This is a genomic window from Butyricicoccus sp. OF10-2 (assembly GCF_003481925.1).
GTDB lineage: Bacteria > Bacillota > Clostridia > Oscillospirales > Butyricicoccaceae > Agathobaculum > Agathobaculum butyriciproducens.
This window is the reverse complement of record NZ_QUMC01000016.1, coordinates 34,037-51,285: the sequence shown is the minus strand read 5'-3', so window position 1 is coordinate 51,285 and position 17,249 is coordinate 34,037. Positions and strand designations below refer to the sequence as shown.

The 17,249-nt window shown below is 53.9% G+C and carries 21 protein-coding genes and 5 pseudogenes; 16 read left to right on the top strand and 10 right to left on the bottom strand.

Annotation, left to right across the window (positions count from 1 at the left end):
- Positions 1-27: 27 nt before the first annotated feature.
- From DXB00_RS09585 to DXB00_RS17245, 3 genes are all read right to left on the bottom strand, one after another.
- A complete protein-coding gene (locus tag DXB00_RS09585) occupies positions 28-726 on the bottom strand; it encodes a CPBP family intramembrane glutamic endopeptidase (protein WP_243107195.1) in 699 nt (232 codons plus the stop codon).
- Between the two features lie 409 nt (positions 727-1,135).
- Positions 1,136-1,480: a Crp/Fnr family transcriptional regulator gene (locus DXB00_RS17250; RefSeq protein WP_243107194.1), complete on the bottom strand. Its 345-nt coding sequence runs from the start codon at positions 1,478-1,480 to the stop codon at positions 1,136-1,138.
- Positions 1,481-1,545: 65 nt separating this feature from the next.
- Positions 1,546-1,830, bottom strand: coding sequence for a cyclic nucleotide-binding domain-containing protein (locus tag DXB00_RS17245; RefSeq protein ID WP_243107193.1), 285 nt, complete (start codon positions 1,828-1,830; stop codon positions 1,546-1,548).
- An 85-nt stretch (positions 1,831-1,915) separates the two neighbouring features.
- On the opposite strand from DXB00_RS17245, the pseudogene DXB00_RS09575 reads away from it, so the two are divergent.
- The 5 genes and pseudogenes from DXB00_RS09575 to DXB00_RS09560 form a co-directional block, all read left to right on the top strand.
- A pseudogene (locus DXB00_RS09575) lies at positions 1,916-2,053 on the top strand (ATP-binding protein); the annotation flags it as partial.
- A 174-nt stretch (positions 2,054-2,227) separates the two neighbouring features.
- Positions 2,228-2,338: pseudogene (locus DXB00_RS09570) on the top strand (rubredoxin); the annotation flags it as partial.
- Positions 2,339-2,387: 49 nt separating this feature from the next.
- Positions 2,388-3,986 carry a hydroxylamine reductase gene (gene hcp / locus DXB00_RS09565; RefSeq protein WP_199677315.1) on the top strand — a complete coding sequence of 533 codons (1,599 nt, stop codon included), beginning with the start codon at positions 2,388-2,390 and terminating at the stop codon, positions 3,984-3,986.
- 310 nt (positions 3,987-4,296) lie between these two features.
- Positions 4,297-4,527, top strand: a complete 231-nt coding sequence (locus tag DXB00_RS17240) for a hypothetical protein (RefSeq protein WP_243107192.1) — start codon at positions 4,297-4,299, stop codon at positions 4,525-4,527.
- Positions 4,503-5,213, top strand: coding sequence for a DUF4300 family protein (locus tag DXB00_RS09560; RefSeq protein ID WP_243107191.1), 711 nt, complete (start codon positions 4,503-4,505; stop codon positions 5,211-5,213). The genes DXB00_RS17240 and DXB00_RS09560 overlap by 25 nt, the downstream gene beginning before the upstream one ends.
- A 328-nt stretch (positions 5,214-5,541) precedes the next feature.
- Here DXB00_RS09560 and DXB00_RS09555 read toward each other — a convergent pair whose 3' ends face one another.
- The 5 genes from DXB00_RS09555 to DXB00_RS09535 form a co-directional block, all read right to left on the bottom strand.
- Positions 5,542-5,814, bottom strand: coding sequence for a hypothetical protein (locus DXB00_RS09555; RefSeq protein ID WP_118480771.1), 273 nt, complete (start codon positions 5,812-5,814; stop codon positions 5,542-5,544).
- Between the two features lie 107 nt (positions 5,815-5,921).
- Positions 5,922-6,845, bottom strand: a complete 924-nt coding sequence (gene trxB, locus DXB00_RS09550; protein ID WP_118730233.1) for a thioredoxin-disulfide reductase — start codon at positions 6,843-6,845, stop codon at positions 5,922-5,924.
- Between the two features lie 10 nt (positions 6,846-6,855).
- Positions 6,856-7,176, bottom strand: coding sequence for a thioredoxin (gene trxA, locus DXB00_RS09545; protein WP_118730232.1), 321 nt, complete (start codon positions 7,174-7,176; stop codon positions 6,856-6,858).
- 12 nt (positions 7,177-7,188) lie between these two features.
- Positions 7,189-7,605 carry an RrF2 family transcriptional regulator gene (locus tag DXB00_RS09540; protein WP_118480765.1) on the bottom strand — a complete coding sequence of 139 codons (417 nt, stop codon included), beginning with the start codon at positions 7,603-7,605 and terminating at the stop codon, positions 7,189-7,191.
- A gap of 2 nt (positions 7,606-7,607) precedes the next feature.
- Positions 7,608-8,027 carry a rhodanese-like domain-containing protein gene (locus DXB00_RS09535; RefSeq protein WP_118730231.1) on the bottom strand — a complete coding sequence of 140 codons (420 nt, stop codon included), beginning with the start codon at positions 8,025-8,027 and terminating at the stop codon, positions 7,608-7,610.
- A 177-nt stretch (positions 8,028-8,204) separates the two neighbouring features.
- Here DXB00_RS09535 and DXB00_RS17235 point away from each other — a divergent pair, with 177 nt between their 5' ends.
- Complete coding sequence (locus tag DXB00_RS17235; RefSeq protein WP_243022753.1) at positions 8,205-8,411, top strand: ATP-binding cassette domain-containing protein; 207 nt, start codon at positions 8,205-8,207, stop codon at positions 8,409-8,411.
- Positions 8,412-8,449: 38 nt separating this feature from the next.
- On the top strand, positions 8,450-8,581 hold the full coding sequence (locus tag DXB00_RS17230; protein WP_243022757.1) for a hypothetical protein: 132 nt from the start codon (positions 8,450-8,452) through the stop codon (positions 8,579-8,581).
- A gap of 15 nt (positions 8,582-8,596) precedes the next feature.
- On the opposite strand, the pseudogene DXB00_RS09525 reads toward DXB00_RS17230, so the two are convergent.
- Positions 8,597-9,572 (bottom strand): annotated as a pseudogene (locus DXB00_RS09525) (sensor histidine kinase).
- Positions 9,569-9,967: pseudogene (locus tag DXB00_RS09520) on the bottom strand (winged helix-turn-helix domain-containing protein); the annotation flags it as partial. The pseudogenes DXB00_RS09520 and DXB00_RS09525, both read right to left, overlap by 4 nt.
- A 181-nt stretch (positions 9,968-10,148) precedes the next feature.
- Between DXB00_RS09520 and DXB00_RS16675 the strand changes: the two are divergent.
- The 9 genes and pseudogenes from DXB00_RS16675 (at position 10,149) to DXB00_RS17720 (ending at position 16,805) form a co-directional block, all read left to right on the top strand.
- Positions 10,149-10,295 (top strand): CD1871A family CXXC motif-containing protein, encoded by a 147-nt coding sequence (locus DXB00_RS16675; protein WP_188885841.1) that lies wholly within the window; start codon positions 10,149-10,151, stop codon positions 10,293-10,295.
- Positions 10,296-10,320: 25 nt separating this feature from the next.
- A pseudogene (locus tag DXB00_RS09515) lies at positions 10,321-11,195 on the top strand (4Fe-4S binding protein).
- Complete coding sequence (locus DXB00_RS09510) at positions 11,192-12,151, top strand: TlpA disulfide reductase family protein (RefSeq protein WP_118730229.1); 960 nt, start codon at positions 11,192-11,194, stop codon at positions 12,149-12,151. Before DXB00_RS09515 ends, DXB00_RS09510 begins: the two are co-directional and overlap by 4 nt.
- 250 nt (positions 12,152-12,401) lie before the next feature.
- Entirely contained in the window at positions 12,402-13,367 is a 966-nt protein-coding gene (gene msrB, locus DXB00_RS09505) for a peptide-methionine (R)-S-oxide reductase MsrB (RefSeq protein WP_407926641.1), read from the top strand.
- A gap of 23 nt (positions 13,368-13,390) precedes the next feature.
- The gene (locus DXB00_RS09500) at positions 13,391-14,152 is read left to right on the top strand and encodes a YcxB family protein (protein WP_147359203.1); all 762 of its coding nucleotides are present in this window, start codon (positions 13,391-13,393) and stop codon (positions 14,150-14,152) included.
- A 622-nt stretch (positions 14,153-14,774) separates the two neighbouring features.
- Positions 14,775-15,191: a hypothetical protein gene (locus DXB00_RS16175; protein WP_147359202.1), complete on the top strand. Its 417-nt coding sequence runs from the start codon at positions 14,775-14,777 to the stop codon at positions 15,189-15,191.
- Between the two features lie 379 nt (positions 15,192-15,570).
- Complete coding sequence (locus DXB00_RS16670) at positions 15,571-16,146, top strand: transposase (protein WP_199697277.1); 576 nt, start codon at positions 15,571-15,573, stop codon at positions 16,144-16,146.
- A complete protein-coding gene (locus tag DXB00_RS17725) occupies positions 16,082-16,501 on the top strand; it encodes a transposase (protein ID WP_199677316.1) in 420 nt (139 codons plus the stop codon). Before DXB00_RS16670 ends, DXB00_RS17725 begins: the two co-directional genes overlap by 65 nt.
- Positions 16,401-16,805: a transposase gene (locus tag DXB00_RS17720; RefSeq protein WP_118361403.1), complete on the top strand. Its 405-nt coding sequence runs from the start codon at positions 16,401-16,403 to the stop codon at positions 16,803-16,805. Before DXB00_RS17725 ends, DXB00_RS17720 begins: the two co-directional genes overlap by 101 nt.
- Positions 16,806-17,249: the final 444 nt, after the last annotated feature.

The following is a 17,249-nucleotide window of genomic DNA, read 5'->3' as shown; positions in this document are numbered from 1 at the left end:
CAATCATAATCAGAATAAAAATGCTGATCAGTTCATCACTTCGGATGGCGCAAAGCCCTGCAGCATAGTAATGAGGTTGTTTGCGAAATGCACGAGGATGGGAAACAACAGGTTCTTTTTCTTCTCGTAAAGGATTCCTGCGGCAATGCCCATAAGGGTGGCATAAACGGCCTGCACGATATTCAGGTGATAAACGTCGAAGAGTATGGATGACATTAGAATCGCGGCCCAAACGGGGGTGAATTTCCGCATGGAGCGAAGTACAATGCCGCGGAATAGAATTTCTTCTACAACAGGTGCAGCAATCACCGCAATCATAAATGTTCCAAATGCATTTCCGCCGGCAATATTTTCAGCACCGGCGTTTATTGCCTCAACGCTTTTCTGCAGCGAGGGAAGCTGTTCTGCCAGCATGATCCAAAGACCGGAGATCCCGCAAATGCCAAATCCCACGACCAGACTGCCGAGCACATCTTTAAAATTTGTCGCTGTGCGCGGTTCGCTTATATCTTTCCTCCAAAGCAGTTTATAGAGCGTAAAGAATACGAGGATAAGAACAGCGTAGATCAAAATCTCGCCCCAATATGAGTGTTTCATAAATTGCTGCGGGGGGATATGAAAAATATCCAAAACGAGCCTTTCCACAAGGAAATATAATAGATTGGATAGCAAAAAATGTAGTGCGATTGCAAGAATGGGAATAGCGAGATATCTTTTTTTCATCATACGGTCAATTTTTTCTCCTGTCTGTATTTTTGAGGGGACTGCAGCAGTATAACAGATTTAACTTAAAGTCTTCGTTAAGGGGCGAAGCCGCAATCTTTCGGAAGCGGCATCGCAAAAGGACACTGTTCATCTTCCCTGTCGAACCGTTTGACCTTCCTCTAAAAGATGTTTTCCTCATAGTTGGTGACATGCTGAATTTGGCATTAGGCTCCTTGCGTTCTGCAAAGATTTTAGAGTTCAAACAGAAAATACCCACAGCCAAAGCGGCTGTGGGTATGATCAAATCAGATTGTACGAGCTGACGCTACCTTGTCAATCTCTGCAGGTTCGTAGTTGCGCTCTCCTTCTGTAAAAGCCCAACATTCTGCCCGGTGTATCCGCACTTTCCAATACGCCCAAAGGGGGCTCCTTATCGCGTAGAAGGAGGAAGGCCGTCCGTCTCTGGCGCCTTGAGAAGAAAGTGGCTTTTATGAAAGTCAAGCAGGCCCTCATCCCGCATTTTGCCAAGCTCCAGCGACAGTCCGCTGCGCTCCACGCCGAGATAATCCGCAAGCTGCTGGCGGGAGAATGGAATGTCGAATTCATAGCCACCCCGGCGCTGCGCCTCGGCGGAAAAATAGGACATCAGCTTTGCCCGCGTTGTGCGCTGGCCCATGTGGGTGAGCTTTTCGTTGAGCCGCAGGTTCTTCTCTGCCAGTTCGCCCAGCAGGTTGCGGATGATCCGGCTGTGGTGGGAGCAGGCGGAGGGGCACATGCTCAAAACGCGTCTTATATGCAGAAACATCACCGTCACCGTGCTCTCCGCCTCCACGCTCACATTCAGCACTGCCCCCGGCGCGCAGGCGAACACCTCCGCGAGGTCTGCCCCGGCCCGGTCTTGGAGAGGAGGTTGCGGTTTCCCCAGATATCCTCCTGCACGATGAGGGCGCTGCCTGCCAGCACAAGACCCACCTCCTCCACCGCCTCCCCGGCGCGGAGCAGGCGGGAGCCTTTGGGAAAGGTGTCGATTCTTGCCCCAAGGCAAGAGAGCATGGCGGCAAGCTCCTCGTCGGAAATACCGGAGAAAAGCGCCGCCGTATGGAGTACCGGGAAAAATTCTTTCATAAAAAATCCTCTTTCGTTGAAAATTCAACCGACTTGTTGATTTAATTCTATTATACTCAAACCACAAAAGCAAGGAGGTCTTGCGATGAAACGGAGAATCATTGAAATTGATCAAGATAAATGCAACGGCTGCGGCGCCTGCGCCGCCGCCTGCCACGAGGGCGCCATCGCCATGGTGGACGGCAAGGCGCGGCTCATGCGGGACGATTACTGCGACGGGCTGGAGAACGCAGCAAAAACAGCGCTCCAGCAGAGCGGAAAATTCATTCCGTGGCAGGTGGTCACCGTAACAGTGGACGGCCGGCTGGTGGAAGAATAACAAAATCATTAGAAAAAGGAAGGAAGAAGCACAATGAAGTATATATGCAGTCTTTGCGGTTGATAATATGACGAGAGCGCAGGTTATCCAGAGGGCGGCATCGCCCCCGGAACGCCTTGGAGTGAGGTGTCGGAGGATTTTGAGTGCCACCTGTGCAATGTGGACAAGGAGTTCTTCGAGGAGGCGTGAGCTTCTGATAAAAGGACATAATTTGAACCGAAATAGGAGGAAAACGATAATGGATCATAAAATGTTTTGCTTTCAGTGCGAGCAGACAGCGGGTTGTACCGGCTGTACCGGTAAGGCCGGTGTCTGCGGCAAGACCGCCGATGTAGCGGAACTTCAGGACGAGCTGACGGGCGCGCTCATTGGGCTGGCAAGAGCCACGGACGCCGATACACCGGTCAATGCCGATACATGGCGGCTGATGATCGAGGGACTGTTCACCACCGTCACTAATGTGAACTTCAACGAAAAGACCATTCGCGAGTTGATCGAACAGGTGCACGCGGAAAGGGAACGACTGGCACCAAACTGCTCTGGCTGCGGCTCTCGCTGTGGGCGGGATGATGATTATGATATGAATTTGCTCTGGAACGCGCAGGAGGATATTCGCAGCCTCAAATCTCTCATCCTTTTCGGTGTGCGTGGTATGTCGGCGTATGCCCATCACGCCATGGTACTGGGCTATACCGACGAGGAAGTGAACCGCTTTTTCGCCAAGGCACTCTTTGCTGTGGGTGAGGACTGGGGCATGGATGCGCTGCTGCCCATCGTCATGGAGGTGGGCGAGAAAAACCTCAAGTGTATGGCGTTGCTGGATAAGGCCAACACCGAAAGCTACGGTACGCCTGCGCCTGCCACTGTCCCGCTGACGGTGGAGAAGGGGCCGTTCATCGTCATCACAGGCCACGACCTCCACGACCTGAAGCTGCTGCTGGAGCAGACCGAGGGCAAAGGCGTCAACATCTACACCCATGGCGAAATGCTGCCTGCCCACGGCTATCCTGAACTGAAAAAATATGCCCATCTCAAGGGCAATTTCGGCACGGCGTGGCAGAATCAGCAAAGAGAATTTGCCGACATCCCTGCACCGGTGCTGTTTACCACCAACTGCCTGATGCCGCCGAAAGCAAGCTACGCCGACCGCGTGTTCACCACAGCGGTGGTATCCTACCCGGAAATGACGCACATCGGCGAGGATAAGGACTTCACCCCTGTCATCGAAAAGGCATTGGAACTTGGCGGCTACAACGAGGACAAGCCGTTCACCGGCATCAACGGCGGCAGCACGGTCATGACCGGCTTCGGACACGGCGCGGTGCTTGGTGTGGCGGATCAGGTGATCGATGCGGTAAAGAGCGGCGCTATCCGGCACTTTTTCCTGGTAGGCGGCTGTGACGGAGCCCGCCCCGGACGGAACTACTATACTGAGTTTGTCAAGCAGACGCCCGCCGACACTGTGGTGCTGACGCTGGCCTGCGGCAAATTCCGCTTCAATGACCTTGATCTCGGAACCATTGGCGGCCTGCCTCGACTCATGGATGTAGGCCAGTGCAACGACGCTTACGGTGCTGTCAAAATCGCGCTGGCCTTGGCGGATGCCTTTGGCTGCGGGGTCAACGACCTGCCTCTGTCTCTGGTGCTTTCGTGGTATGAGCAGAAGGCAGTGTGTATCCTGCTGACGCTGCTGTATCTGGGCATTAAGAATATTCGCCTTGGCCCCACGCTGCCGGCGTTTGTCTCGCCCAATGTGCTGAACTACCTTGTAGAGAATTTCGGTATTGCTCCCATCACCACCCCGGAAGAGGATCTGAAGGTGCTGCTGAAGCGCTGACAAACCGTAATGCGGCTGCGGAGAGGAACATCTCCGCAGCCGCACTTTATTGAAAGCAATCATTGAAGGCATGGCCATTTATCCTCGCCACTCATGATTGTCTGTTTACTTTTTTGTTCTTTGCTTCGATACTCCTACACACCGCCTGCACCAGATAATGCTTCTCATGGCAGAACACCTGGAGATGTGAGGAAAGTTGCTTGCTGCAAAAGCCACAACACTTTGTATATCTTAACATAGGTTTTATGATCCGGTGCTATAATAACCTTAGCAAATCGAGCAATCGCCAAAGAAAGGACAGATTAGAACTATGAGATCACGATGGAAAATCACTTTTATTATATGTGTTGTGATTATTGCCGCCGTACTTGCAGGCTGCGGCGCAGCCGAGCAGCGTCCGGCATTGGAAAAAATTGAATACACGAACCTGAACGACAGCGGATCAAGGGAACTTTTGAAGGAGCTGCTCTCCGACGCAGGCGTGTCAGATGAGCGTATTCAGGCTTTTTCCGCCGTGTGGATCACTTTAATGACATCGTGAAGCAGGAATGGCTTACGGATGGCTTTGAGGAAGCGGAGCTGCTGTATACGAAATACGACCCTTATACCATGCAGGACGAATGGACGGCGAAGAACGGGACGTTTCCGGGCTATAACTGCCGGATCACCGCCATGAGCCTGTTTGGGGATTTCATCTCTGTGAGCGCAGACTCTCAAATCAATTCCGGTGAAGATGTGCTGTTTGTGGACGAGGAGACGCTGGAAACAGATCCCGATGCGCTGGGCGGAAGCAGCCTTGCGGATTTCCGCGCACTGTATTCCTCTATGAAGGCGAAGAATACTACGGAGATCAAGCGTCATGTGCAAACCGTACAAGAGGAATGGGCTTCCCGCGGTGTTGCCTTTCGGGAGAATGAAAGAATCCGTCTCATCACGGTATTCTTCCACGATAAGCCGACCGAGGAGGAATCTCTGCTGTTTGTCGGGCATGTTGGCGTTCTTTTGACGGCAGAGGACGGGACGCTGTACTTTGTAGAAAAGGTTGCCTTTCAGGAGCCGTACCGGCTGCTACGCTTTGCCGACCGAACGGCACTGAGCGATTACCTTATGGGGAAATATGACACCTCATGGGGACAGGATACGGCGAGTCCCTTTATCATGGAGAACGACAAGCTCATGGACGGCTGGCGTCCAAACCCGGATAGCAGAAGCTCCGCGCTCGGCTAAGGACTGCGCGTTGCTGCTAAACTATGCATGAAGTCTTTAGAGGAATCATGCCGGAACGCTTATTTCTCTCTTTTCTGGAATCTGCTTAACTATTTCAGTATATTCTTATTACAAATCTTGCTGAATAAGGCGTAAAGCTATGAAAAAGGAGTGCCCCTTGGGGCACTCCTTTGCTCTGTTGGAACAGTGCGAAGCTGTCATTTTAAGTCTGCTTCTTTGTCATAAAGCATTGGCATTCAGTTTTTCAAATTCCACATAGGCTACGGCAAAGGCACAGACCTGCCGTGTGCAGCCGGGGGGGGGGGGGATCCTTGAGATAGAAATGTGGTTATTTCTCTCTAAAGAGCGAAACAGAGTTTAATAGAATGGATATCCCTACACACACCCACAGAGCCTTGCTCATGGTTGGCATAATATCCATCAAGCCTCCCCAATCTTCATTTAGCACACGCATCGCTCCGTCTGAATAAAACGAACATACGGTCAAGGCAGTGAACGATAGGGCTGCGAATCTAAACCATTTTTCATTCTTGTTTTTAAAAGAGTAAATCAGATTGAATCCTGTAAAAATGATCGCAGAAATTCCGAAAAACAGCCACATATATATGATCTCCTTAATCTAACATGCCCTGCGCTCTTTTGAGGCAAGGCTCGCAATCGTATCGCTTACGGACAGGAACTGCCGTTGAGAGGATCGTTTGCAGCCCTTTACCGATTCTCCGCCAGATATTCCTCCGCATAGTGGACGGCCACTGCGCCGTCCGATACGGCGGTGACCACCTGCCGCAGCGCCTTGGTGCGCACGTCGCCCACGGCAAACACGCCGGGAAGATTCGTGCGGGTGGATTCGTCTGCCACGATATAGCCGGACTTGTCCAGCGCCAGCTCATTTCGGAACAGCTCCGTGGCCGGGGCACGTCCCACGCTGATGAACACGCCGTCACAGGCAAGCTCCTGCTCCGCGCCGGTGTTGACGTCTTTTAGCCGAAGCCCCGTCAGGCGGCTTTCGTGCAGCAGTGCGGAAACGGTGCTGTTCCAGCGGAATTCCACGTTGGGCGCGTTCATCAGCGGCTCATGATAGACCTTCGTCGCCCGCAGGCTGTCGCGGCGGTGGATGAGATAGACCTTCTTTGCAATACGGGACAGGGCGAGAGCGTCCGCCGCGGCGGAGTTGCCGCCGCCCACCACCGCCACGGTCTTGCCCCGATAGGGCGCGCCGTCGCAGGCGGCACAGTAGTGGACGCCCTTGCCGATGAGCGTATCCTCGCCGGGAACGCCCAGGGGACGGGGCGACGCGCCGGTGGCGATGACCACCGTGCGGCCCTGAAAGACGCCCTCGCTGGTTTCCAGCGTCTTGATCTTCCCGGAAAGACTTACTTTGTACACCTCCGCCAGCTCCGTCACCGCGCCGAAGCGCTCCGCGCTTTGCTGCATTTTTTCGCCCAGCGTAAAGCCGTCGATGCCGTCCTCAAAGCCGGGATAGTTGTCGATCTGCTCCGTCAGCGCCATCTGCCCGCCGGCGGAGAGCTTTTCCAGCACCAGCGTGGAAAGTCCGGCACGGGCGGCATACAGGGCGGCGGTGTAACCGGCGGGGCCGCCGCCGATGACGATCATATCATAGATCTGCTTCATAATCGTGTCCTCACTGCGCCAGCGTTTCCTTGATAAACGCTTCAATGGCCGCCTTGGAGGCGGGGGCGACAATGGAGCCGAGCACCTTGCCGTCCTTAAAGAGCAGCAGCGTGGGGATGGTGTCGATGCCGAAGCGCTCGATGAGCTGCGGCTCCTCGTCGTAGTTGATCTTGCCGGAGATAAGCGTGTCGGCATACTGCTCGCCCACCTTGTCAAAGGCCGGGGCAATGCGGCGGCAGTAGGGGCACCACTGCGCCCAGAAATCCACCAGCACGGGCTTGTCCGCGCGGAGAACATCGTTTTCAAAGCTGTTGGTCGTAATGGTAAGCATCGTAAAATCCTCCTATTTCTGTGTAAAAAGCTGTGTTTCAATATCTGTGATCGTAATGTGCGAGAGATAGGCGGCGCATTCCTCGTTCATGTTCCGATACAGCGTGTCCATGACGCCCGCCATGCCGGAGCAGATGGCGCAGTCCCGGTCGATGTCGCCGCTGTGCCACGCACAGTCCACAAAGCGGGTATTTACCGCCTCCGCCACTTGCCGCAGAGTCAGGCTCGCAGGATCGGCCGTCAGGCGGTAGCCGCCGTCCAAGCCCTCCCGGGTCTCCACCATTCCTGCCTTTTTCAGCCCCGCCAGCACCCGGCGGACGCGAGTGGGGTTGGTGCAGATGTTCTCCGCCAGCGCTTCGCTGCTGAGAGAGCGTCCGCTGTGGCTCAGGCAGACCAGCGCGTGGACTGCCAGATTAAAGGAGCTGTTCACAATTATCCCTCCTTCACAAGCTCGTAGGGCCAGTCGATGACGCCGCCGAAGTCGTAGACGTTCTGATACCCAAGCGCCAGCAGCTTTTGGGTGGCATCCTTGCTGCGGCGGCCGCTGCGGCAGTAGACCAACAGCGTCGCCTCCTTATCGGGCAGCGCCTCGGGCATTTCGCTCCCGATGCTCTCGTTGGGCACAAGGACGGCGTTTTCAATATGCCCGCCGTCGTATTCCTCACGGGTGCGGACGTCTACCACCACGACCTCCTGTGAGGCCATCATCTCATAGGCTTCCTCGGCACTGATTTTATGATACGCCGCCTTGTCGGTCATATCCTCCGTGTCCTTTTTTGTTTTGGATAGCGCGCAGCCAGCCAGCAGTGCCAGCGAGGCGGTAAGTGCCGCAAAAAGCAATATCTGACGCATAGATTCACCTCCGAAATAACTGTGTCTGTTTTGATAACAGTTTATACTGTAACTATATCAGACACAGTTTGAGCTGTCAAGAGTTACTCGCAAAAAAATGACAAAACATATCCTGATAGACGGGAAAAAGCAAGATCGGCAGTCCGGTGCAGGGAAATCTATTACTGCGGCAACGACATGTCAACGCAGTTTTTTACGGCAAGCGTGGCGGAGGAGCTGCTGCTGAATACCAGATTGACGGAAGAAAACAAAGACCGTACCAGACATTTGCTGAAAGAATTTGGGCTTTACGAGTACAGGGATGCGCATCCGTCCGCCCTGTCCGGCGGACAGAAGCAGCGCCTTGCCATCGCCTGCGCCATTTTTCCGGCCGCAGGATATTGATCCTTGATGAGCCCACCAGCGGCCTTGATGGGCAGAATATGCGCCTGATCGCGGAAAGGCTGAAAAGCGAAGCGCGGAACGGCAGAACCATTCTTGTGATCACCCACGACAGGAAACTGATCGAAAGTTGCCGCGATAATGTTGTGGAGGTTGAAAAACGATCGCCATGAATCAGCCGAGGACTGTTATGTGATATCCGCGCCGGAGGGATCGCTTTCTGTCCCTGCCGGCAGTTCGACCGCGATGGTCGTGCCCTTGTCCGAGCTTTCCTCCACCCAAACGGAGCCGCCGTGGAGATCGGCGATCTCCCACACCAGAGAAAGCCCCAGTCCCGCGCCGCCGTACTCGCGGCTGCGGGATTTGTCTACCCGGAAGAAGGGATGAAAAATGCTCTGCTGATACTCCTCCGGAATGCCGCAGCCGGTGTCGGAAACGCGAATGATGCACTTTTCCTGCCCATGCTCAAGCTCGACCTGCACCGAGCCGCCGGGGCGGTTGTATTTGACGGCGTTCTCCGTCAGGTTGAAGAGTAGATGGTAGATCAGCGCGTCGTTGCCGGTCAGGGAGCTGTCGCCCTCCGCTTCCAGCGTGATGCTTCGCTTCTCCGCCAGCGGCGCGAGATCTGTGAAGATCTCCTCGACCATGGAGCGAGCTGGATCCGCTCATTCCGCGCCACCTGCCGCAGATTGCTCATCTCCAGCAGCGTCCTGGTCATCTGCGTCAGCCGCTCTGTCTGCTCGCGCAGGAGGGTGAGAAACTCCGCCGTCTCCGGTCGCACATCGGGATGCTCCGCGGAAAACAGCTCCAACTGTGCCTGCATTAGTGCCAGTGGCGTGCGCAGCTTGTGGGCGGCGTTGCCGATGAACTGCCGCTGAGCAGCGTTACCGCCGCCGTGATGTACCAGTTGGTGGTGCGGAAGCGCCCCTGCACCCCATCGACGACGATGGTCAACTCCTCGTTGGGCGCTATGAGCTGCGGGTCAAAGCTCGCCGCTCCGCCATCATTCAGGATCACCGTGCTGCCGCCTTGTAAGCTGTCCGCAATGGTGTCCATATAGTACACACCGGAGGAGCACAGCAGTAAATTCATGGCCACGCAGGTGATGCCGATGGGCAGGACGGTCATCAGCGTGATGCGCCACTGCAAAGAAAGACGCTTCATTCCTCCTCGCCTCCCATCAGATAGCCCTCGCCGATGCGGTTGCGGATGGGGTCATAGCCCAGCATGGCGCGGAGCTTTTTGCGCAGGGCGGAGATGTGGACGCGAATGGAATTGCTGAAGCTGTCCACGCTATTGTCCCAAACGTGATCCATCAGCGCCTCCTGACTTACTGGACTTCCTTGATGCACCATCAGGTATCCCAGGATTCCCGTTTCCTTGCGAGTCAGCGTCAGCGTCTGCCCGTTGACGGCGGCGGTACGGGAGCGGGTGTCAAAGGTCAGGCCTCCGCAGCTTAGCAGCACATCCTGCTGGGTGAACTGCCGCAATGTCAGGCTGCGGATGCGGGCCTCCAGCTCCGCCAAGTGGAAGAGCTTTGCCAGATAGTCGTTCGCCCCGGGCGCGTTCATCTTCAATTACTAAAAGGTGCATGAGAGCCCTCCTTTATATTTCTTCGTTTTTGTGTTGCTTTCCTTATAGAAAAAACAGATAAGAGTTGCGTTAAGTTTTCGTTCTTAACAGAGACTTTAACTCTCCCGCGCTATAATGGGGGTAGAAAATCGGAAAGGGTGATGAAAAATGAGCTGCGGGAAAAAGGCCGCGGCGCAGATCGTGCTGCTGATAACCGGAATTACCATGCTGTGCTTCGGTGTCTGGCGGGGCGAGGCGGCGACGGTGCTGAGCAAAGCAATCCAATTATGTCTGGAGTGTGTGGGCATTGGGTAAAAAGTTTTCAGGCGTTTCACAGACCATGTCCCGCTTCCGGGGCTGGATTCAGGCGGGGGCGACGCTGCTGACCAACCTGCATCTGCCGAATTTCCTCAAGGGCAGACTGTATCAGGGGCAGGGAAGACCGTCTGCGTGCCGGGGCTGAACTGCTACTCCTGTCCGGCGGCGTCCGGGGCCTGCCCCATTGGGGCGTTTCAGGCGGTGGTGGGCTCGTCCAAGTTCAGCTTCTCCTACTATATCACAGGCTTTCTCATTCTGCTGGGCGTGCTGCTGGGGCGCTTTATCTGCGGCTTTCTATGCCCCTTCGGCTGGTTTCAGGAGCTGCTGCATAAAATTCCGACAAAGAAGCTCTCCACAAAGAGGCTGAAGCCGCTGACATACCTGAAATACGCTGTCCTGCTGGTGATGGTCATTCTCCTGCCGGCGTTCCTTGTGAACGATGTTGGCATGGGAGACCCGTTCTTCTGCAAATACCTCTGCCCCCAAGGCGTGCTGGAGGGAGCCATCCCGCTGTCCCTTGCCAATTCCGGCATCCGGGCGGCGCTGGGCAAGCTGTTTACATGGAAATTCAGCATCCTGCTGTCGGTGATTGCGCTGAGTGTACTGTTCTACCGACCGTTCTGCAAGTGGCTCTGCCCGCTGGGCGCGTTCTACGCGCTGTTCAACCGGGTGTCCCTCTTCCAGATGAAAGTGGATAAGAATAAGTGCGTCTCCTGCGGGAAATGCGCCAGAGCCTGCAAGATGGATGTGGATGTGACGAAAACGCCCAACCATACCGAGTGCATCCGCTGCGGGATGTGCATCCGCGCCTGCCCGACGAACGCCGTGAGCTTCCACTACGGCTTCGGCAATGGGAAAGAAACAACAAAGAAAATAACGATGGAGGAATCAAAATGAACAGAAAGAGAATTTTTACACGGGCTTTTGCCGTGCTGATGTTGCTGGCCTTGGCGGCCTGCGGTACGAAGAACAATGACAAGATGGGCGACATGAGCGGTAACGGCTCCGCCATGACTGGCGAAGCGAAAAATGCCGAGGAAGCGCTCGCCATGCACAAGGAACTCATGGCACAGGAGAACGCGCTCCTGTCGGAAAAAACCGAGCTCTGGGAGAAGGTGTTCATGGCGGCCGATAAGGGCATGACCATGCAGGAGGACGGCAAAAACTATGGCGACTTCCTGCTCAAGACCATCGAGGACGCCAAGGAAGAGTTCAGCGACGAGGAGTTTGCATGGCTGAAGGAGTCAGCCACGGAGATCAGCAATATTGAAAACAAGCTGACCGAGTTGGAAGAGAAGTATCCCGATATCATGCAGAAATCCATGGACGGCGATATGAGCATGCCCGCGGGCAGCGACACGAGCAACCCTCCCGACGACGGCAGTATGCAGAAATTCCCCGTCTTTGATGGCAAGGACCTGGATGGCAACACGGTGAAGAGCGACGAGCTGTTCTCCGCCAACGCCGTCACCGTGGTGAATTTCTGGTTCACCACCTGCAATCCCTGCGTGGGTGAGCTTGGCGAGCTGGACGCGCTGAACAAGGAACTGGCGAAGAAGGGCGGCGCGCTCATCGGCGTCAACACCTTCACGCTGGACGGCGACGAGAAGGCCATTGCCGAGGCGAAGGAGGTGCTTGCCAAGAAAGGCGCCACCTATCAGAATGTGTATTTTGACTCCGACGGTGAGGCGGGAAAGTTTACCACCAACATCTTTGCCTATCCCACAACCTATGTGGTCGACCGCAGCGGCAACATCGTGGGTGAACCCATCGTAGGCGCCATCACGGAAAAGAAGCAGGCGGAGACGCTGCAAAAACTCATCGACCAGGCTCTTGCCGCCGATATGGGCTGACCTGAGATTTAAAAAAGTGCCTGCTGCGCGCCATTGCATTGCCCTCGGCGGGCAAGGGGCGGAGTGAGCCCGGATTCCCCTGAAAGGAGGAAACGCGATGTATCGAAGTGTATTAGCCCTGCTTTTCGCCGCGGTACTGCTGCTGAGCGGCTGCGCCGCCGGGCGGCAGACTGTGCCGAAGGAAAAGAGCGGACAGGAAGCAAACATGGACGGCCCGGCTTTTGACCGGTCTGACGAGGAGATCACCTATATGGATACCACAGACAATGTCATCTATCTGGCGGGCGGCTGCTTCTGGGGCATGGAACAGCTGATGCAGTCCATCCCCGGCGTTATCGACGCCGAGAGCGGCTACGCCAACGGCACCTGCGAGGCGGACGCCGATTACAAGACCGTCTGCAAGGGAGAGACCGGCTTTCGGGAGACCGTGCGGGTGGAATACGACCCCGAGCAGGTGAGCCTCGACGCGCTGCTGATGGCGTACTTCTATGTCATCGACCCCACGGTACAAAACCGGCAGGGAAACGACCGGGGCAGCCAGTACCAGACCGGCGTTTACTTCACCAATGAAAGCGCGAGAGAAACGGTGAAGCGCATCGCGGAGATCGAGCGCGGCCGCAGCGAGAAATTCTTCGTGGAGATCGGCCCGCTCAAGAACTACTATCCCGCCGAGGAATACCATCAGAACTACCTCGAAAAGAATCCGGACGGCTACTGCCACATCCCGCGCGAGGAGATGGAGCTTTTTTCCCGGCTGCGCATCGACCCGGGCGACTATCAGAAGCCTGCGGCGGAGTCCATCCGGGACAAGCTGACGGCGGAGCAGTACCGTGTTACGCAGGAGAGCGGCACGGAGCGTGCCTTCACGGGCGAGTTCTGGGACAAGTTTGAAAAGGGTATCTATGTGGATGTCGTCACCGGCGAGCCGCTCTTTTCCTCCACGGATAAGTACGAAAGCGGCTGCGGCTGGCCGGCTTTCACAAAGCCCATTGAGGGCCCTGCCGTGGTGGAACTGGAGGACCTGAGCCACGGCATGCGCCGCACAGAGGTCAGAAGCCGTGCCGGAGACTCCCACCTCGGCCACGTGTTCACCGGCGATCCGGAGTCCCCCAATGGCGTGCGCTACTGCATCAACAGTGCGGCTCTGCGCTTCGTCCCCTATGAAAAAATGGAGGCCGAGGGCTACGGATATCTGCTGCATCTGTTTGAAAAATAGGATGCAAGCGGTCGGCAATTCTTATGCAAAGTACCATCAGCACATCACAGCATATCGGACTGCCGCCGGGCAGTCGATATGCTGTGAATGGATTTTCCGGCACTCTCAATGAGCCGATTTCGAAACGGAGAAGCACCATGTATCTTTTTCAAATAAGCAACTGCGATGACCCTGCTGTGGACAGAGAAACCGTAGAGCTGCTGCACCAGTGTTTGGAAGCTGAAAGCCGGCGGCGCTGCCCTGCTATGTGGAATGCGATAGACCGCATCAGAACTCACGCCGCGAAAGGCCCGGCGCGCGAAAAGCGGACGGTGCGCTACCGCATTTATGGCGTGTTCCTGCTGGCTCTGGGCCTTTTGACACTGATTCTTGGTTTGATGCCGCCAAAAACCACCGCGGGAATCATTGTGGGCGGAGCCGTGATCATTGCAGGTTTGCTGGAGTTTGCCCTTGCTCGCGGAAGAACGCCGCCGCGCATACCGGCATCCTGCAAAAAGGAGGCGTGGAAAGCGCTGAAGCTGCGGCGGGCCGTTGATTGGGAAAAGTTCAAAACCACTATCCGCTTCGAGGATGCCGGTGTAACGATCTGCGCAGAGGAGAAGGAAGAACATCTCTCTTATACACGGATAAAGAGCGTCTTTGAATCATTGCATTTGTGGCTTGTGGTCTGCGACGATGAACGCGTGCTGCTGCTTCAGAAAAAGGACCTGAGGTCTGGGAACGCAGACAGCTTCCTCTCTGACATCATTTCAAAAATGAACACAGGAGCAGATGCATCCGGCTGAACATGGCAGCTATGTGATGTCACCAGCCCGTTTGTCCCAGTGGGACTTCAACTATGGTCCAGCTATCGGCGGAAGTACACAAATGAGCAATTTCCGGAAGGATGATCGGAGGCAGATGAACAAGCGAGGGATAGCTTTTATAGTGGTAGATATCAGGGCTGTTGTCAGCAAAATGTAGGAACAAGAGGCCAATCGGTAGGCAACGAACATGGGGGTTGAAGCAGCATTCTATACCCGCCTAAGAAATAACCGGCAGGCATTCGACCACTGAGAACACACCATCTGATACATCCCTCTGTTCAGAGCTTCTGAACAGCCATCCATGTTGAAAGCGGAGAGACTGCGATACAGCAATCTCTCCGCTTTTCTGTCGTGATCTTCTGCTTTGAGCGCAGAGGCCGAACCTGCACGATAATGAAAAACATGGCTCCAAGCCGGAACAGGCGGTTCTTATGAGGTATCCTCACATCCGCGGCACTGTCGTCGCTGTCGAATGGCAGCCCTCCTTCATTCACCTATGGCCGGGCATCGGATGCCCTGACTTTTTGCGTCCTTTTGAGGATACCCCGCCCCGTCCATCATCGTTACCCTCAAATACTCTTATGCCCGCAGCGGTGTCGCTGTGGGATTTTTTGCGCCCTGTGCGCAACCCCGCTGCCGCGGCCCGCCCTCCGTTTCCGAGATTTGCAGCCAACCAAATTTCAGAATACGGAGGAAGCATACGGATGCAATCAAAGATGTACTGATTCCGCCGGATGTGATCCCACAGCGTCAGTGCTTTACCTACGCCAATGAAGCAGATGTGCTGAATGTTGCACTGTTCGGCATCACGGCAAAGGAATGGCGCCAGACACACCCGGATTCCAAAGGAAATATTCGGGATGAAGCAAGCCTGCAACAATTGATCGTTCTTGCTAATCTTGAAAGCATCAATGCGGAGTTGATTCGCCAAGGAATCCCCCAGAGTGAGAGACTGCTCCGGTTGAACGCCAGCGCAAAGCAGATGATGCAGTCCCCTTGTAGGAGATCATCGCATTGACGAATTTAGATCATATGGTGAACTGCTGAATAAGAAAAGCAAATAAGCCCTAAGTATATATTAAAACTAAGGCAACACCGCACAATTAAAGCGGCGGTGCTTTGCGGAAATTTTGTGCCCTGACTTTGTTGCAGTTTCACGGTAATACATCAAGTATTACCGCAAAACTGAGCCTCGTCAGTACGCAAAATTTACTCGCAAATCACTCTTGTTCAATTATGCGGTATTGCCCTAAGTTTATCATCCGCAACATACATAGAAATCTCTACTCTGTAACACATTGGGAGGCCTCATTATGGAGTTTGACCGTGAAGTATTTGGGTGGCCTTTTTCTGGTAAAATGGTTCGAAAAATGGAATAATAAGTACGAGTGATAAACGTGCTAACGAAAAATATTGAAAACAGAAATCAAGTTGAGTTTGTAAGTTTGGAACAGATGGTTCCTCAGGACCATCTGCTGCGTCAGATCGATGCAGCGATCGACTTTAATAAGGTGTATGAATTTGTTGAGGATTTGTGCTGCAAAGACAATGGACGTCCCAGCATTGATCCTGTTGTTCTGTTCAAAATTGTGCTGATTCAACATATCTACGGCATTCGTTCTCTGCACCGAACACTGGAAGAGATTGGGATGAATATGGCGCATCGGTGGTTTATTGGATATCCGCTGAACGAGCAGGTTCCGCATTTTTCAACGGTGAGCTATAACTTCAAACACCGTTTTAATACCGCATCGGTAGAGTGTATTTTTCGCTGGGTATTAAAGGCAGCTGCGGACGAGGGATATTTGGACAGAGAAGCGCACGGAAAGAAGCCCTTCGACGAAAACAACAACGGGAATGATTCTGGCAGTGGAGATAACTCCGGTGAATCGGAAATGGTAGAAAAGACTGTTTCGACTACAGACCCGGAATGCGGCGTATTCGGGCGAACACAAGAAAGTCTTTGCCTATGAAGCGTATACCGCTTGTGACAAGCACAACTTTATTTTAGGTGTACATGTTACGCCAGGAAATATTCACGACAGCGTAGCATTTGATTCTCTGTATGATGATATTTGCCAGCACTACCCCGAACACAAAATCGTTGCAGCCGACAGCGCCTACAAAACCCCTTGGATCTGCAAAAGAATCTTTGAAAGTGGCAGAGTTCTGACTTCATTCTACCACAAACCGCGATGGCTACCGCGAATACAAAAGCCGTTCTTATCTGTGTGCAGACTGCCCAACAAAAGCGATGTGTACACAAAATGCCAAGTGCGAAAAAAACGTTACAAGGCATATCTGGCAGCACTTTGTGGAGATGGCTGAGGATGTACGACACACACCTTCGTACAGGGATATCTACAAGCTAAGACAACAAAAAATTGAGCGTGTGTTTGCCGATGCAAAAGAAAAGCACGGTATGCGCTATACGCAGTACAGAGGCTTGGCTCAGGTTACCAACTGGGTGAAGCTTAAATTTGCTGCCATGAATTTGAAAAAACTGGCCGCTTGGAAATGGAAACGCAAAAATCCTTCTCATAGGAAGAGGTGGAGAAGGATTTTGGCGGCCGATTATTTTTCTTGGCTGCTATTTTTCCCTTTTCAAACGAAAAAGCCTGCCTTGGCGTGATTGCTAAGACAGACTTTTTCTACAGGCTGAGCGGCACTCAGCTGGGTGCCGCCTGTTTTTGTACATCTAAGGGTCGAAAATCACCAATTTTCGTCTCTGTAAAGCAAGGGCAGTGAAAAAGGTGAAATAGTTATCGCTTTTGTGCAGTTCCTTTGTGAAACAGTGAATTGCTGCGGGGTGAACACCATTCGCTGGGGCGTGTGTATATTTGCGGTCGTGCAAAAAATCCCACAAAACCGCAAAGTCGATAGGTGGGTATTTCGATGCAGAGTATGTTCGACACTGTGGAAACTGAAAATCAGCTTGTATTCGCAGAAAAGTTGCATTTTAGGGCGATAACCGCCGGGTGATTGTAAAGCGCTATTCAATACCACCCGGCTCGCTCGATGCAGGAAGCCACGCATCGGATATATTCTGTGCTGACGGGCATAATATAGCAAAACA